The sequence below is a fragment of the Sulfitobacter sp. W002 genome, from assembly GCF_025142135.1.
In the GTDB taxonomy this organism is placed as follows: Bacteria; Pseudomonadota; Alphaproteobacteria; order Rhodobacterales; family Rhodobacteraceae; genus Sulfitobacter; species Sulfitobacter profundi.
In genome coordinates, this window is sequence record NZ_CP081126.1 from 1,576,645 (window position 1) to 1,593,030 (window position 16,386).

The 16,386-nt window shown below is 61.1% G+C and carries 17 protein-coding genes; 12 read left to right on the forward strand and 5 right to left on the reverse strand.

Features of this window, described 5'->3' with window-relative positions:
• Positions 1–39 precede the first annotated feature (39 nt).
• The 4 genes from K3758_RS07785 to K3758_RS07800 form a co-directional block, all read right to left on the reverse strand.
• Positions 40–2,061 carry a PhoX family phosphatase gene (locus K3758_RS07785; RefSeq protein ID WP_259949608.1) on the reverse strand — a complete coding sequence of 674 codons (2,022 nt, stop codon included), beginning with the start codon at positions 2,059–2,061 and terminating at the stop codon, positions 40–42.
• 65 nt (positions 2,062–2,126) lie between these two features.
• The gene (locus K3758_RS07790) at positions 2,127–3,185 is read right to left on the reverse strand and encodes a YeeE/YedE family protein (protein ID WP_259949610.1); all 1,059 of its coding nucleotides are present in this window, start codon (positions 3,183–3,185) and stop codon (positions 2,127–2,129) included.
• A complete protein-coding gene (locus K3758_RS07795) occupies positions 3,178–3,516 on the reverse strand; it encodes a helix-turn-helix transcriptional regulator (protein WP_259949612.1) in 339 nt (112 codons plus the stop codon). The genes K3758_RS07790 and K3758_RS07795 overlap by 8 nt, the downstream gene beginning before the upstream one ends.
• Positions 3,513–3,875: a hypothetical protein gene (locus tag K3758_RS07800; protein WP_259949614.1), complete on the reverse strand. Its 363-nt coding sequence runs from the start codon at positions 3,873–3,875 to the stop codon at positions 3,513–3,515. Before K3758_RS07800 ends, K3758_RS07795 begins: the two co-directional genes overlap by 4 nt.
• 97 nt (positions 3,876–3,972) lie before the next feature.
• On the opposite strand from K3758_RS07800, the gene K3758_RS07805 reads away from it, so the two are divergent.
• From K3758_RS07805 to K3758_RS07860, 12 genes are all read left to right on the forward strand, one after another.
• Positions 3,973–4,710: a cytochrome c biogenesis CcdA family protein gene (locus tag K3758_RS07805; RefSeq protein ID WP_259949616.1), complete on the forward strand. Its 738-nt coding sequence runs from the start codon at positions 3,973–3,975 to the stop codon at positions 4,708–4,710.
• 25 nt (positions 4,711–4,735) lie between these two features.
• On the forward strand, positions 4,736–5,320 hold the full coding sequence (locus tag K3758_RS07810) for a thioredoxin family protein (protein WP_259949618.1): 585 nt from the start codon (positions 4,736–4,738) through the stop codon (positions 5,318–5,320).
• 136 nt (positions 5,321–5,456) lie between these two features.
• The gene (gene soxX, locus K3758_RS07815; protein ID WP_386279657.1) at positions 5,457–5,930 is read left to right on the forward strand and encodes a sulfur oxidation c-type cytochrome SoxX; all 474 of its coding nucleotides are present in this window, start codon (positions 5,457–5,459) and stop codon (positions 5,928–5,930) included.
• 114 nt (positions 5,931–6,044) lie between these two features.
• Positions 6,045–6,464 (forward strand): thiosulfate oxidation carrier protein SoxY, encoded by a 420-nt coding sequence (soxY, locus tag K3758_RS07820; protein ID WP_067628363.1) that lies wholly within the window; start codon positions 6,045–6,047, stop codon positions 6,462–6,464.
• Positions 6,465–6,497: 33 nt separating this feature from the next.
• Entirely contained in the window at positions 6,498–6,827 is a 330-nt protein-coding gene (soxZ, locus tag K3758_RS07825) for a thiosulfate oxidation carrier complex protein SoxZ (RefSeq protein WP_067941571.1), read from the forward strand.
• Positions 6,828–6,870: 43 nt separating this feature from the next.
• Positions 6,871–7,719: a sulfur oxidation c-type cytochrome SoxA gene (gene soxA / locus K3758_RS07830; RefSeq protein WP_259949619.1), complete on the forward strand. Its 849-nt coding sequence runs from the start codon at positions 6,871–6,873 to the stop codon at positions 7,717–7,719.
• An 87-nt stretch (positions 7,720–7,806) separates the two neighbouring features.
• The gene (soxB, locus tag K3758_RS07835) at positions 7,807–9,507 is read left to right on the forward strand and encodes a thiosulfohydrolase SoxB (protein ID WP_259949622.1); all 1,701 of its coding nucleotides are present in this window, start codon (positions 7,807–7,809) and stop codon (positions 9,505–9,507) included.
• A gap of 73 nt (positions 9,508–9,580) precedes the next feature.
• Positions 9,581–10,840 carry a sulfite dehydrogenase gene (soxC, locus tag K3758_RS07840; RefSeq protein WP_259949624.1) on the forward strand — a complete coding sequence of 420 codons (1,260 nt, stop codon included), beginning with the start codon at positions 9,581–9,583 and terminating at the stop codon, positions 10,838–10,840.
• Positions 10,824–11,879, forward strand: coding sequence for a c-type cytochrome (locus K3758_RS07845; RefSeq protein ID WP_259949626.1), 1,056 nt, complete (start codon positions 10,824–10,826; stop codon positions 11,877–11,879). Before soxC ends, K3758_RS07845 begins: the two co-directional genes overlap by 17 nt.
• Before the next feature lie 121 nt (positions 11,880–12,000).
• Positions 12,001–12,657 carry an ATP-dependent Clp protease proteolytic subunit gene (locus K3758_RS07850; protein ID WP_259949629.1) on the forward strand — a complete coding sequence of 219 codons (657 nt, stop codon included), beginning with the start codon at positions 12,001–12,003 and terminating at the stop codon, positions 12,655–12,657.
• A gap of 123 nt (positions 12,658–12,780) precedes the next feature.
• Positions 12,781–14,049, forward strand: coding sequence for an ATP-dependent Clp protease ATP-binding subunit ClpX (clpX, locus tag K3758_RS07855; RefSeq protein WP_067939575.1), 1,269 nt, complete (start codon positions 12,781–12,783; stop codon positions 14,047–14,049).
• A 63-nt stretch (positions 14,050–14,112) separates the two neighbouring features.
• Entirely contained in the window at positions 14,113–14,487 is a 375-nt protein-coding gene (locus K3758_RS07860; RefSeq protein ID WP_259950026.1) for a Rid family hydrolase, read from the forward strand.
• Here K3758_RS07860 and K3758_RS07865 read toward each other — a convergent pair.
• The gene (locus K3758_RS07865) at positions 14,484–16,265 is read right to left on the reverse strand and encodes an FkbM family methyltransferase (RefSeq protein ID WP_259949634.1); all 1,782 of its coding nucleotides are present in this window, start codon (positions 16,263–16,265) and stop codon (positions 14,484–14,486) included. The two genes, K3758_RS07860 and K3758_RS07865, sit on opposite strands and share 4 nt — an antisense overlap.
• Between the last annotated feature and the right edge of the window lie 121 nt (positions 16,266–16,386).

Here is a 16,386-nt window from a genome sequence, read left to right on the forward strand (position 1 = left end):
CACATCTTACATGCTAAAATAACTTTTATAGAATTCTGATCAGACGGCGATTTTACCGCCGCCTTCTTTGGTGATGACAACCACCGCCGGGCGCGGAGGCATCTTGGGGTCGAAGTCGGGCCAGCGGGTGGCTGGGTCTTCGAAGGTGCTTTCCCGCTCAAAGCCGGGGATGTCCTTGGTTCCGTCCGTACCGGGGTGTTGCACCGCGACGAAAAGCGTCTCGCCATCCTCGGTAAAGTAGGGGCCGCACATCTCGCCGCCCACGGGGCAACGGAAGAAGAGCTTTGAGGTGCCGCGCGCTTCACCTTCGGTCTCTAGCGCGTAAAGCCCGTCGGATTTGCCGGTCTTGCCCCAGCTGCTGCCCTGATCGGTGCTGATCCAGAGCCGCCCGTCGGCGTCCATCGCGGCGTTGTCGGGGCTGCCGAACCAGCCGTTTTCGGACGTTTCGGGGTTCCACTGCGCGCCGACCTCGGCAACCTTTGGATCACCGCATTGCACAAGGATCGACCAAGTGCCGCTGGTGGCGGCGTGGTCAGCCTCGGCCTCTTTGATCTCGATGATATGGCCAAAGCTGCTTTCGGGGCGCGGGTTTGCGGCGTTGGTGTCGCCTTCCTTGCGCTTGGTGTTGTTGGTCAGCAGGATATAGGCCGTGCCATCGCCGCGCGGCTGCGCGTCTTCGGGGCGGTCCATGGGCGTAGCGCCCAGAAGGTCGGCGGCGATGCGTGTGTCGATCATCACGTCGCCTTGGTCGTTGAAGCCGTTTTCTGCCGTCAGCGGTCCGGCGCCATGCACCAGCGGCAGCCAATTGATCGTGCCGTCCTCCTCAAAGCGCGCGACATAGAGCGTGCCATCGTCCAGTAGAGCGCCATTGGCGGCGGGGTCTTCGGACACGGTTCCGGCAGAGACGTATTTGTACTGATAGTCAAAGCGGTTGTCGTCGCCCATATAGACCACGAGCTTGCCGTCTTTGCTGACCGTGGTCTCGGCGCCCTCATGGCGGAAACGGCCCAGAGCGGTGCGTTTGATGGGGGTGGAGGTCGGGTCCATCGGGTCAACCTCAACCACCCAGCCGAATTTGTTGGGCATGTTGGGTTCGGCGTCGACGTTGAAGCGGTCGTGTTTTTGGCCCCAAGCGTACCACATGCCCGGCACGCCGTAGCGGTCCCATGATTTCTCTTCCACAGCGCCCGTGATGTCGGGCTTGCCTTCGGCGTCCAGCTTGTCGGTCCAGAAATAACCGTGGAAGTTCTCTTCGGCCATCAGCCATGTGCCCCAAGGGGTCAGCCCGCCGGCGCAGTTGTTAAGCGTGCCGATGACCTGGGTGCCACTAGGATCGTCGTTGGTCTTCATCCGCGCGTGACCGGCGGCAGGGCCGCTCAGGGTCATCGCGGTGTCGAGGGGGGTAATGCGGCGGTTCATCTTGCCATCACGCACCACTTGCCACTTGCCCGCATCGTCGCGGGCGATCTCGACCACAGAGCCGCCGTGGGCTGCCATCTCGATGTCGATCAACTCAGGCGTCATGCCTTTGAAGTCGACTTTGTCCTGACGGCCAAGGCCGGGGAACATAACCTCTTCGTTGGTGTATTCGTGGTTTACGCAGAGCAGCCCGCGGCTGCCGTCTTCGTTCAGCGGCACGAAGCCCACGTAGTCGTTGTTGTAGCCGAACTGTTTGAGCTGCGCGGCGACGGTTTGGTTCATCACGTCGAATTCGGGCGCGTCGGCGGTGATCGGATCGCCCCAACGTAGCAGGATCTGCGCATCATAGCCGGGGGCGACGTGGTGGGTTTCATCATTGCCCCATGCCAGTTCGTCAAAGACATAGCGGCTCTCGGCGGCATTGGCTTTGGACGGGGCGATGGCGGCGGCGGTGCCGAAAAGCGCGGTGGTGGCGGAAACCCCAAGCATGCCGCGCAGGATATCACGGCGGCCATAGCGGGCGTTGATTACATCGCCGATGGTGCGCGACAGGTTCGCATTCGTGGGGATGTCGTCAAAGGCCTCAAAGGCTTCGGCCTTGTTGCCGATGGCGGGGTCGTTGAGAATTTCGCGGCGGGTCATCATGCTTCCTCTGGTGACTTGGCTGGCCCCCATCTGCACCATGACTGTCACGGTTTTATGACGCGCTAGACCGGGTTGTTGCGAAATCCGACAATGAGTTGGCGCAGGCCCAAGGCGGCCCCGGCAAAGATCGACGCCAAGGTGACAGGTCCGCTGAAGGCCAAGACCGATATGGCCGAGATGCCTTGCCCGATGGTGCAGCCCATGGCGATCACAGCGCCAGCGCCCATAAGCCCCGCGCCGAATATCTGGCGGCGCAGCTCGCGCGGGTCTTCGCAAGCTTCCCAACGGAAATGCCCCTGCCAGAGCGAGCCGAGGAACGCGCCGACCCAGACGCCCGAGACAGAGCCGATGCCAAAGCTGAGCGGACGGACAGAGCCCTGCATGGCGTAGAGCAGTGTCTCTCCTACCGGGGCGGCATAGCTGTGAGACATGAGTGTCTGTGTGCCAAAGCCAGTCTGTGCAAGCCACGCCGTGCCCGCCCAGCCTGATACGATGGCGAGACCGGCGATCACGGCCCAAAAGACCATACGGAAATCACGGCGAAAGGCGCGGGCGCTCAGCATAAGGGCGCAGATCGCCATCCCCACAGCCACGCCGATCATCGGCACCGATCCGCCTGTGAGTGCGGAGAGCGCATGGGCGATGCCATCAGACGGGCCTGCGTTCAACTGCCGAGGGAAGAGAAACGCACGCGCCGGAGCGAGAGGGCCGGAGAGCACGGCAAAGGCCGCCAGCCCCATGACCAAGACGATGACAAAGGCCCGCAGATCGCCTCCGCCAAGCCGCGCCAAAGCGCCAAAACCGCAGGTGCCCGCCAGCGCCATGCCGTAGCCAAAGATCAACCCGCCAAAGATCGCGGGCGCCCAAGAGAAAGCGATGGTCAGGTGAAAGGCGCGGTCGATGTTGATCAGGCCAAATCCGCCAAGGGTGAAGCTGCCCAGCATCGCCACGCCGATGGCCAAGCCCCACATGCGCATCCGGTGGCTGGAGCCGCCGTAAAGCAGATCTTCGATCGCGCCCAAGGTGCAGAACCGCCCCAAACGTGCGGCAAGGCCCAGCAATACGCCGCCCAATCCACCCAAGAGGGCGGCGGTCAGCGGCTGGCCCAAAAGCTCAATCATCCTTGCAGAATAATTCGTAGACCAGTTCCAGCATTTTGCGGGGCCGGTCATCGGCAAGCCGGTAGTAGATCGTTTTGCCATCACGCCGCGGGGTCACCAGCCCTTCGAGCCTGAGCCGTGAGAGCTGCTGAGATACAGCGGCCTGTCGCGTGGCGAGGAGCGCTTCCAACTCGCTCACCGATTTTTCACCCGAAACGAGGTGACACAGGATCATCAACCGCCCCTCATGGCTGATCGCCTTGAGGAAGTTCGACGCGGTCACGGCGTTGGTCAGCATCCGGTCCATGTCTTCTTCGGACATGTCGGGTGTCATCACGGGCAGGGCTGTCATTCGGTTGGTTCCTCGAAATCGGTCTTGTCGCGCAATAGCATGTTCAGCATGGGCCAGAAAAATTCCGCGCCGGGGTAGCCTTCGAGCCGGCCCAGTTCGGCGTCATCATCAACCAGCAGGAAGGTCGGCGTAAATACCACCGCGCGCTGGGGGGTGACGCTGTCCTCGACGACAGAGATATCCACGCGGCGCAGCGGGGCAAACTCCCCCTCGGCGGTCTTGGGGTAGGCGGGGGCGATCTCTTTGTCCCAGCGTTCGCAATAGATACAGCCGGGTTGTTCGACCATGACCAGTTCCACCGCCCAAACGGGCAGGGCGGTAAAGGCCGCGAGGCTCAGGGCGGTCAGTGTGCGGATCATTGGCTTGCCTGATTGACGTTTGGATGACACTCAACGTAATTTGAATATGTGAATTGTTCAAGCGCGGCGGCTTTCGTCGGCGCGGGCAGGGGGTAACATGTTCGACATCACCTATGCAGGCGCGCTGCTGGCGGGGCTGCTCAGCTTCTTTACCCCCTGTATTCTGCCGATGGTGCCCTTTTACCTCAGCTATATGGCAGGGCTCAGCGTGACCGAATTGCGTGGCGATGGCGCGATTGCGCCGGGGGCGCAGCGGCGACTGGTGCTGTCCTCGGTGCTATTCGCGCTTGGGGTGTCGACGATCTTTGTGCTGCTGGGCATGGGGGCCACGGCCTTGGGGCAGGTTTTTACCCAATACCTTGAGCCGCTAAGCTGGGTGGCGGCGGCGATCCTGCTGGTCTTTGGTCTGCATTTTCTGGGCGTCATCAAAGTGCCACTGCTCTACCGCGAAGCGCGGTTGGAGGGGGGCGCCAAGCCCACGTCGATCTGGGGTGCCTATGTGATGGGGCTGGCCTTTGGCTTTGGCTGGACGCCCTGCGTAGGCCCGGCGCTGGCGGCGATCTTGATGATAGCGTCGGGCATGGGCGACATCACGCATGGGGGGCTGCTGTTGGCCGCTTACGGCGCGGGGATGACCGCGCCCTTCGTGGTGGCGGCCCTCTTTGCCAAGCCGTTTCTCAACTGGGCCGCGCGGCATATGGCGCTGGTGCAAAAGGTGGAAAAGGCGATGGGGGTCATGCTGATCCTCTTTGCCGTGCTCATCGTGACGGGCGGGGTGCAATTGATCGCGGATGCGATGATCCGTTGGTTCCCCAGCTTCACGACGTTAGGGTAACCGCAACAAGGAGGAGGACGCCAAGATGATTATCTCAAGGATAGGGGCCGCAGTGGCGGCAGCGGTGCTGGCTTGGCCACTGGCCGCGGCGGAACTGGGCGACGACGGGCTGCACAAGGCGGCTTGGATGCGCGACACCTTCAAAGACCTGCGCGAGGATCTTGAGGAGGCGAGGGCCGAGGGCAAGCGCTTAATGCTGATGTTCGAGCAGCGCGGCTGTATCTACTGCACCAAAATGCATGAGGAAGTCTTTCCCGCCGCTGAGATCGCCGATTACATCGAAGAAAACTACTTCGTTGTGCAGCTAAACTTGCATGGCGATATCGAAGTGACTGATTTCGATGGCGAGACCCTCTCGGAAAAGCAGATGGCGCGGAAATGGGGGATTCTCTTTACCCCGACGATGATGTTCCTCCCGCCTGAGGTGGCCGAAGGCGCGACAGCGCCGCAAGCTGCCGTGGCGGTGATGCCGGGTGCCTTTGGCAAGGGCACGACGCTGGATATGCTGACTTGGGTCAATGAAGAACGCTACGCCCTTGAGGGGGCAGAGGATTTCCAACGCTACCACGCGCGGATGATCCAAGAGCGCAACAACGGCAGCACGGATTGACCGACGAAAAGCGGCGTTTCGCGGGTAAAGCTATTCAAAAGTTTGAATTTGTTGTTGCACCGCGCCGCATCCCTGTCTTAGGGTCAGGTAAACCGGATCACACATCACCGTGATCGGCACTGGGAGGAAGTTTTCGATGATGAGATGGATCGCCGCCGCAATTGTGTCGGGCGCGCCCGTTCTGGCCGCCGCTGAAACCGTGGCACCTGCCGACGTGACCTATGATGATTACGGTTCGGTTGAACAATCCTTGACCGGCACGGCCGGAGACGCCGCCAGCGGTGCCGCCATCGTCGGCAACAAAAAGGCGGGCAACTGCGTGGCCTGCCATCAGATCGGCGCGCTGAGCGATGTGCCCTTCCAAGGTGAGATCGGCCCGATGCTCGACGGGGCGGGCGACCGCTGGACCGAGGCAGAGCTGCGCGGCATCGTCGCCAACAGCAAAATGACCTTCGAAGGCTCGATGATGCCCTCCTACTACAAGACAAGCGGATACATCCGCCCCGGCGACGGTTTCACCGGCAAGGCCGGGTCCGAGCCGCTGCCGCCTCTGTTGGATGCTCAGCAGATCGAAGATATCGTGGCTTTCTTGGTCACGTTGAAAGAGTAGCGCCGAAGCTTCGCGGCCTAGGGGCGGCGGAGGGCTCGACAGATCATCGCGGTCAGCGCACCGCGGCAATGGAATGACGGCGCAGAGCGCCGCTGACGCATAAGGAGATGAGAGATGAACTTCTCAAGACGTGAAACTTTCGGCCTGGGCCTTGGTGCCGTGGCGCTGACCATGCTGCCCGTGGGGGCTTCTGCCGCCACGGTTGACGAGTTGATTGCGGAATTCACCGGCGGGGCTGATATGGCCGATACCGGCGTTACCCTGACCGCGCCTGAAATCGCGGAAAACGGCAACACCGTGCCAATCTCGGTCGAAGCGCCGGGTGCGTCTGCGATCATGGTGCTGGCCACTGGCAACCCGACCCCGCCCGTGGGCACCTTTAACTTTGGGCCCTTGGCCGGTTCGCGCAGTGCCTCCACCCGCATTCGTTTGGCCACGACCCAAGACGTTGTTGCTATCGCCAAGCTGGAAGACGGCACATTCGCCCGCACCAGTGCAGAGATCAAAGTCACAATCGGCGGCTGCGGCGGCTAAGCCCGCGCGCCCCTATTTTCAGGAGTTTTCAAAATGGCAGAAGGTGTAACCCCTCGCGTCAAAGTGCCGAAAAAAGCCGAGGCAGGTGAGGTCATCACGATCAAGACCCTGATCAGCCACCCGATGGAATCGGGCCAGCGCAAAGACGGCGACGGCAACGTCATCCCGCGTTCGATCATCAACCGCTTCACCGCCGAGTTTAACGGCGAGAGCGTGATCGACGTGAAGATGGAACCGGCCATGTCGACCAACCCCTATTTCGAATTTGACGCCACCGTGCCAGAGGCCGGCGACTTCAAATTCACGTGGTACGATGACGACGGTTCGGTCTACGAAGAAGTCAAATCCATTACGGTCGGCTGATCCCGCATCAGCCAGCACCATGCGTGGAACAGGGAGGAAAGACATGAAATTCAAGGCAATGACCGCTGTCGCGGCGCTTTTGGTGGCCGCCCCCATGCTGGGGATGGCCGATGAGGAGGCCGAGCTTGTCGTCAACGGCGAGATCGAGATGGTGACCAAGACCGATGCGCCCGCGCATCTTGAGGGGGCTTTGCCGGAAATCATGTCTGGCTGGCGCTTTCGTTCGGCAGAGACCCAGCAAACGCAGATGGATGACTTCGACAACCCCGGCATGATCTTTGTCGACCAAGCCCAAGCGGCTTGGGACACGGCAGAGGGCAGCGAGGGCAAGTCCTGCGCGTCGTGTCACAATGACGTGGAATCGATGGAAGGCGTCCGCGCCGTCTATCCAAAGTGGAACGAAGAGGCGGGCGAAGTGCGCACGCTTGCGATGCAGATCAACGACTGCCGCGAGAACCAGATGGGGGCCGAGCCCTACAAATACACTGGCAATGAGATGACCGCGATGGAGGCGCTCATCTCGGTCCAGTCACGCGGCATGCCGGTCAATGTGGCGATCGACGGCCCGGCCCAGAGCACTTGGGAGCAGGGCAAAGAGATGTACTACACCCGCTACGGCCAGCTTGAGCTGAGCTGCGCCAATTGCCACGAAGACAACTACGGCAACATGATCCGCGCCGACCATTTGAGCCAAGGCCAGATCAACGGCTTTCCGGTGTACCGCCTGAAAAACACCAAGCTCAACAGCAGCCATGCGCGTTTCAAAGGCTGCGTGCGTGACACCCGGGCCGAGACTTTTAGCCCCGGCAGCCCCGAGTTCGTGGCGCTTGAGCTTTACGTCGCCAGCCGCGGCAACGGCTTGTCGGTCGAAGCGCCTTCGGTGCGTAACTGATATCATATTCGGGCGTTTTGCCTGATCTGATCCCGCCCCTCACGAGGGGGCGGGGCCTGTCCCTGTTTTCAAGTGATGGAGCGTAACATGCTGTCTCGCCGCGATTTTTTGCAAATGTCTATGGCTGCGGCCTCCATCTACGGCGGCTCGGGCTTCGGCAACTGGGCGCGGTTGGCGGCGCAGGACCGCTTTGATCAGGACGCGCTCTTGGAGTTTGAGAAGTTCGGCAATGTCACCCTGATGCATGTCACCGACATTCACGCGCAACTGAAACCGATCTATTTCCGCGAGCCATCGGTCAACATCGGCGTCGGCGAGAACCGCGGCAAGGTGCCCCATATCACCGGCGAGGATTTCCGCATCCGCTACGGCATCGGCGGTGGCACGCCTTTGGACTACGCGCTGACCTATGACGATTTCGTCGCCCAAGCGCAGGCCTACGGCAAGGTGGGTGGGCTTGACCGCGTGGCGACGGTGCTGAACGCCATCCGCGCCGACCGCCCTGATGCGCTGCTTCTGGACGGCGGGGATACGTGGCACGGCTCGATGACCTGTCTCAAGACCCAAGGTCAGGACATGGTCAACGTGATGAACGCGCTGAAGCCCGATGCGATGACCTTCCATTGGGAGTTTACGTTGGGGTCGGAACGGGTGCAGGAGATTGTCGAGGGGCTGCCCTTTGCCGCCCTTGGCCAGAACATCTTTGATGCTGAATGGGACGAGCCTGCGGAACTGTTCAAACCCTATGAGTTTTTCGAGCGCGGTGGCGTGAAGATCGCCGTGATCGGGCAGGCTTTTCCCTACATGCCCATCGCCAACCCCGGCTGGATGTTCCCCGAATATTCCTTTGGCATCCGCGACGAGCATATGCAGGAGATGGTCGACGAGGTCCGCGCGCAGGGTGCCGAACTGGTCGTTTGTCTCAGCCACAATGGCTTTGATGTCGACAAGAAGATGGCCGGGATCGTCAAGGGAATCGACGTGATCCTCTCGGGCCATACCCATGACGCGCTGCCCGAACCGGTGCTGGTGGGGCAGACGCATATCATCGCCTCTGGCTCGAATGGCAAATTCGTTTCCCGCGTTGATCTGGACGTGCGCGATGGCAAGATGATGGGCATCCGGCACAAGCTGATCCCGATCTTCTCGGACCTCATCACGCCCGATGCGGAGGTGGCCAAGCTGATCGACGCGCAGCGCGCGCCTTATCTGGATGAGTTGACCCATGTGGTCGGGCAGTCAGATGCGCTGCTCTACCGTCGGGGTAACTTCAACGGCACATGGGACGACCTCATCTGCGACGCGCTGCTGAGTGAACGCGATGCCGAGATCGCGCTGAGCCCCGGTGTGCGGTGGGGGCCGTCGATCCTGCCGGGCCAAGACATTACGCGCGAAGATATCTTTAACGTAACCTCGATGACCTATCCCAATGCCTACCGCACGGAAATGACAGGGGAATTCCTGAAAGTCGTGCTGGAGGACGTAGGTGACAACCTGTTCAACCCCGACCCCTATTACCAGCAGGGCGGCGACATGGTGCGCGTCGGCGGCATGGGCTTTAAGATGGACATCGCCAAGCCGCAGGGTGAGCGGATCAGCGACATGACCTTGCTCAGTTCCGGTGAGCCGATTGACCCGCAGCGGAACTATGTCGTCGCCGGATGGGCCTCTGTCAACGAGGGCACCGAAGGGCCGCCGATTTGGGATGTGGTCGAAAGCCATATCGCTAAATTGGGAACGGTTTCCGATGGCGCACGCACGCCAGTGGAAATCGTTCTGCCAGACTGAGAAAAAGCAGAATAGGGGTTCTCACGCACCAACAAATTCAATAAAATGAATTTGAATATGTGAGGGCCACGACATGACCGACGAAAACCAAACTGGGCCATCGCGCCGTGCCTTTCTGACAGGGGCAGGGGCGGTGGCCGCAGGGACGCTGGCGGGCCGCGCCAGCGCCCAGACGGACCCGGCAATTGCCATTCATCCGTGGATGCAGGAATTGGGCGACGGCGTTGATGCCGCGCCTTACGGGATGCCATCACCGCATGAGGCGGATGTGAAACGCCGCACCGTGGAGTGGCTCACCGCCGATCCGGTAAGTTCGATCAACTTCACGCCGCTGCATGACCTCGACGGGACGATCACCCCCAATGGACTGTGTTTCGAGCGGCACCACTCTGGCGTTGCCCGCGTTGATCCGGCCCAGCATCGGTTGATGATCCACGGGTTGGTCGACAAGCCCTTGGTGCTGACCATGGAAGACCTCAAACGTTTTCCCCGGCAGAACCACGTCTACTTCCTGGAATGCGCGGCGAATTCCGGGATGGAGTGGCGCGGCTCACAGCTTAATGGCTGCCAGTTTACCCACGGCATGATCCATAACGTCATGTACACCGGCGTGCCGCTGCGGCTGGTGCTGGAAGAGGCGGGGATCAAGCCTGAAGGCAAGTGGCTGCTTGCCGAGGGGGCCGATGCCGCCGCCATGACTCGCTCGATCCCGATGGAAAAGGCGCTCGACGATTGCCTTGTCGCCTTCAAGATGAACGGCGAGGCGCTGCGCCCCGAACAGGGCTACCCGGTGCGGCTGGTCGTGCCCGGCTGGGAAGGCAACATGTGGGTCAAATGGCTGCGCCGCCTCGAAGTGGGCGATCAACCTTGGCACCACCGCGAAGAAACCAGCAAATATACCGACCTCATGGCCGACGGCGTGGCGCGGCGCTTTACCTGGGAGATGGACGCGAAATCGGTCATCACCAGCCCCAGCCCACAGGCGCCGATCACCCATGGGCCGGGGCCGACCGTTCTGACGGGTCTGGCGTGGTCGGGCCGGGGCACGATCCCGCGTGTCGATGTGACCATCGACGGTGGCATCACTTGGCATGAGGCACGGATGGATGGTCCGAGCACGCCCAAGGCACTGCACCGCTTTTACTATGATTTCGAATGGGACGGAAAACCGCTGCTGTTGCAAAGCCGCGCGCATGACAGCAGCGGTTATGTCCAGCCTACAAAAAATGCCCTACGCGAGATCCGGGGTGAGAATTCGATCTACCACAACAACGGCATCCAGACTTGGGCTGTTGACGCTGACGGAAAGGCCGAAAATGTCGAGATTTCTTAAACTTGCGCTGCTGGCCAGCGCCATGGCCAGCCCCCTTGCCGCCGAGCCTCTGGGCCTTGGCCGAACCGCCACGCCCGAGGAAATCGCCCTTTGGGACATCGACGTGCGCCCCGACGGTCTGGGCCTGCCTGCGGGCAGCGGCGATGTGCTGACCGGAGATAAAATCTACACCGAGAAATGCTCGGCCTGTCACGGGGTCTTTGGCGAAGGCACGGGCCGCTGGCCGGTGCTGGCGGGCGGGCAGGGCAGCTTGAGCGATGCGCGCCCCGTCAAGACGATCGGCAGCTATTGGCCATATCTTTCAACGGTTTACGACTACATCAACCGGGCAATGCCCTTTGGCGATGCACAGTCGCTGACCGATGATGAGGTCTATGCGATCACGGCCTATCTGCTTTATCTCAACGATGAGGTGGACGAGGATTTCGTGCTTTCTTCGGACAACTTTGCCGAAGCGCGTCTGCCGAATGAGGAGGCGTTCAAGCCCGATGACCGGGCAGAGGTGGAGTTTGCGGCCTTTAAAGAAGAGCCCTGCATGAGCGACTGCAAACCATCGGTCGAAATCACCATGCGCGCCGCTGTGCTGGATGTAACGCCCGAAGAAACCGCCGCCAAAGCCGCCGCCAAGGCCGAAGAGGCACAAGCCGCCGAACCCACCCCCGAAGCGCCGACCGCCGAGGCACCGGCGGTTGAGGTCGCCGAGGCTCCTGCCGCCGACCCGGCGGTTATCAAAGCCGGTGAAAAGGTGTTCCGCAAATGCAAATCTTGCCACCAGATCGGCGCCAAGGCCAAGAACCGCGTCGGACCGGTGCTGAACGGCATCGTGGATGGCCCGGCGGGCGCGGTCGATGGGTTCCGATATTCCAAACCGATGGCCGCCGCCGCCGAGGCCGGGCTGGTCTGGACCGAAAGTGAGCTAAGTGCGTTTTTGGCCAGCCCCAAAGGCTATATGAAAGGCACGAAAATGTCCTTCCCCGGTGTGCGCAAAGAAGAAGACATCGCCGCTCTGATCGCCTACCTGCGTGATGCGTCGGAGTGATTGAGGCGATTAGAGAAAACTGACGTGCCTGCCCCCCTTGAACCCCCATACCGGGGGGACTAATCTCTGGGTAACAGTTTTGCGGGTATGGTCCCGCGAACAGGAACTGAGGCAGGCACGCATGAACGATCCGATCAACACCTATATGAATACGCTTGTCCCGATGGTGGTTGAGCAAACCAGCCGGGGCGAGCGGTCCTACGACATCTTCTCGCGCTTGCTGAAAGAGCGGATTATTTTCGTCAACGGCCCGATCCACAGCGGGATGAGCCATCTGGTCGTCGCCCAGTTGCTGCACCTTGAGGCGGAGAACCCGACCAAGGAAATCAGCATGTACATCAACTCGCCCGGTGGCGAAGTGACGGCGGGCCTGTCGATCTATGACACGATGCAATACATCAAACCCAAGGTCTCTACTCTGATCTGTGGCATGGCGGCCTCCATGGGGTCGGTCATCGCGATTGGCGGCGAAAAGGGCATGCGTTTCGCGCTGCCCAACGCCGAAGTCATGATCCACCAGCCGTCGGGCGGCTCGCAAGGCATGGCCGAAGATATCCTGATCTCGGCCCGCCATATCGAGCGCACTCGTGAGCGGATGTATCAGCTCTATGTCAAACACTCCGGCCAGCCGCTGGATGTCGTGCAAAAGGCGCTCGACCGTGATCTTTGGATGACCCCTGAAGAAGCTAAAGAATGGGGCCACTTGGACGAGATCGTCGAGAGCCGTGGCAAGGCAGATGATGCCGCTGCCAGCGGTAAGGACAAGAAAGACAAGTAATAGAGGGGCCCGGCGCTGCATATTTTACGATTGTAGCGCCGGGATCACTGGCCTAAGCTTGAGGCCAAATCTCGCAGCCTCACGTTCGGGGCGAACATACACGACAGACCTGAAAGGTTTGAGATGGCGAATAATTCCGGCAACGACAGCAAAAATACGCTCTACTGTAGCTTTTGCGGCAAGAGCCAGCACGAGGTGCGCAAGCTGATTGCGGGGCCGACCGTGTTCATCTGTGACGAATGCGTCGAGCTGTGCATGGACATCATCCGAGAAGAGACCAAAGCCTCGGGCCTCAAGGCGACCGACGGCGTGCCGACACCCCGCGACATTTGCGGCGTGCTGGACGATTACGTGATCGGTCAGGCGATGGCCAAGCGCGTGCTCTCGGTGGCGGTCCACAACCACTACAAACGGTTGAACCACGCCCAAAAGGGCGGCGATATCGAATTGGCGAAATCCAACATCCTGCTGATCGGCCCCACCGGCTGCGGCAAGACGCTGCTGGCCCAAACGCTGGCGCGCATTTTGGATGTGCCTTTCACCATGGCCGATGCGACCACGCTGACCGAAGCCGGTTATGTGGGCGAGGATGTGGAGAACATCATTCTCAAACTGCTGCAATCGTCTGAGTATAACGTGGAACGTGCGCAGCGCGGCATCGTCTATATCGACGAGGTCGACAAGATCACGCGGAAGTCCGAAAACCCCAGCATCACCCGTGATGTCTCGGGCGAGGGCGTGCAGCAGGCGCTGCTGAAACTGATGGAAGGCACCGTGGCCTCTGTGCCCCCGCAAGGCGGGCGCAAGCATCCACAGCAGGAATTCCTGCAGGTGGACACGACCAACATCCTCTTCATCTGCGGCGGTGCCTTTGCGGGCCTCGACAAGATTATCGCGGCGCGGGGCAAGGGTTCAGCCATGGGCTTTGGCGCTGACGTGCGTGACAATGACGCGCGCGGCATCGGTGAGATTTTCACTGATCTTGAGCCGGAGGACCTGTTGAAGTTCGGTCTGATCCCGGAATTCGTCGGTCGTCTGCCGGTTCTGGCAACGCTCGAAGATCTGGACGAAGACGCGCTGGTCACCATTCTGACCGAGCCGAAGAACGCTTTGGTCAAGCAATACCAGCGTCTGTTCGAACTGGAAGACACGCAGCTGACCTTCACCGATGACGCGCTGCAGGCGATTGCCAAACGCGCGATTGAACGGAAAACCGGCGCGCGGGGCCTGCGCTCCATCCTCGAAGACATCCTGCTGGATACGATGTTCGAACTGCCGGGGCTGGAGACGGTGACCGAAGTGGTCGTCAACGAAGAGGCCGTCACATCCGAGGCCAAACCGCTGATGATCCACGCCGACAGCGAAAGCAAAGAACCAGCCAGCGCGGGCTAAGATCCGACGCGAGGCAGAAAGATAGAGGGCGGGCCAAAGGGTCCGCCCTTTTGCATGAAAGGGATGATCATGAAGCGGATTTCATCGGGCGGCGCCTATGAGGAAAAGATCGGCTACAGCCGCGCCGTGATGGCGGGCGGCATGGTCTATGTTTCGGGCTGCGTCGGTGAAGGGGCTGGTGTCAAAGCGCAATGCGCAGCCGCATTGGCGACGATTGAGCGGGCACTGGCAGAGGCGGGCAGTGATTTCGCCCATGTGGTCCGCGTCACCTACATGCTGCCCGACGCTACGGAGTTTGAACCTTGCTGGCCGCTTTTGCGCGCGGCATTTGGCGCGACCCCGCCTGCGGCGACGATGATCGAATGCGGGCTGATTGACCCCAAATACCGCATTGAGATCGAAGTCACCGCGATGCTGCGCACGGGGGTAGAAGGCTAGTCTTTCTCGGGCACCAGTTCAAAGTCATCCCCCAGCCGGGCGCGCACCTCTGCGGGATCAAGGTTTGCCCAACGCGGTCCGCTGTCGTCGATAAAACCCGTCTCACGCAAGCTATCTTGCAACGCGGGCATATCCAGCTCCCCCATCCAAAGCCGCGCCTTGGCCTTGCCGAGTGGTTTCCACGAGCGGGTAAGGTGGCAGAGCGTGGCGGTGGTGATCCCCGCGAAACTCTGCAGGTGCTGTTCCAACCCGCGCGTGGCAGAGGACGGGCGGCGCACGACGATGGCCACTTGCTGCGCGGGCTGGGCGACCATTCCCAAAAGGTGCAAGGCCGACCCTTCGGCGGCGATGATCTGCTTTGCCGCCTTATAGACCGCGATCTGTTCGCGCAGCCCGTGTTTCTCGGGGTGAAAGACGGTGTAGCCCTGCGCCGCCAGATAGGTTTCCAACGCCTCTTCACCGATTAGATTGCCGCGCCCTGCGGGCAATTTACTGCGGCTGATATAGAGCTTCTCTGGCCCCTCGGGCGCGATCTCTTGCGCGAACCGATTGGCGATGGTTTTGCGGTAGGGTTCTGTGCCGGTGATCAAACTTCCCAGACCAAAGCCTTGCCCCGGTACGATCAACCGCTCGACCCGTGTCGGTACGTCTAAACTCACCAGCGGCTTATCGCAGCCAAGAAGGGCAAGGAAATCACGCTGATACCCTGCAACCTCTCCGCCGTTGCGGGGGCGTTTGGGGATAAAGAGAATGCCGTCGATTTCTTCTTCAAGGTGATACAGCGCCCAAAGACGCGCGGTGCTTTCAACCAAGAAATGCCCGAAATGCAGCCAGAGGACACCACCCCAAAGCCATGTGCCCCTGCGCTCCGCCACCTTGCCCTGCGGTGCTTCTGGCGGCGTGGTCAGCGCGCGGCCATTGCGCCAAAGTGCGGCTTGAGGGCAGGGCCGTCCATCGCTGTGCAACACCCCGGCGGGCTGCACCAACCCGCTATCCTCAGGCAGGATGACCAGCGCATTATTTAAGGTCGTGATCTCGGTCGACCAGCCCCCCTCTGGGACGGGCGGGCGCTCGGCGGGATCAAAGGTACAGGCCCAGACCTGCCGGGTGCAATGCCCCGGTGATTTGCGAAATCCGGCGCGTTCAAGGATGCGTTTGCACTCGCGCATCCCCTCGCGGCCATAGGCCTCGGGGTGGAACTCCATCACCACGGCGCGCAGCCCGTCGAGCGCGGCATGGCGCAGAAACTCCAATTCACCCCCTTCGATGTCCATTAACAGCACATCAGGTTTAAAGTTGCGGCGGATGTCGTCAAAGCTTGCGGTGGGCACCTGAACCTGCGTCGTTTCACGCATGTCGCTATCGATAAGAGAGGAGCCGAGGAAAGAGCTGCGCAGGTGAAACGGCAGGGTTTCCGGCCGGTCGGGGGCCGAGATCACCACTTGATTGCGAAGAGTGATTTCTTCCTGAAGCCCGTTGAGCGCATAGAGCGCGTGGATGTGGGGGATCAGGTTTGGGTTTGCTTCGAACGACAGCACCGCTTCGGGCGCGGCCTTTTTGGCGACGATGGCACCCACAAGCCCCAGACCCGCGCCCATCTCAAGCACCCGGTCACCGGGGCGGACGACAGCCAGCGCGCCATCGATCTCTTGGCGCTCGTAGCGGCCTGCATTGATCCGCTGGATGCGCGTCTCGTTCAAAAAGGGGGACTGGGGCACCTTGATGCCATGACATTCCGCCGCTGCCGCTGTCGGTGCGGCCCCACTTGCCTCAGTCATCGCTGCCCTCTTTCGTTTTCCCAACCCTAGCCAGAGGTCGCCCGCGCGCCAAGCTCCTTTGCGGCGAGGCTGGACGCCAAAGCCTCCATGGTGCATATAACGGACAACAGGAACGGAGACC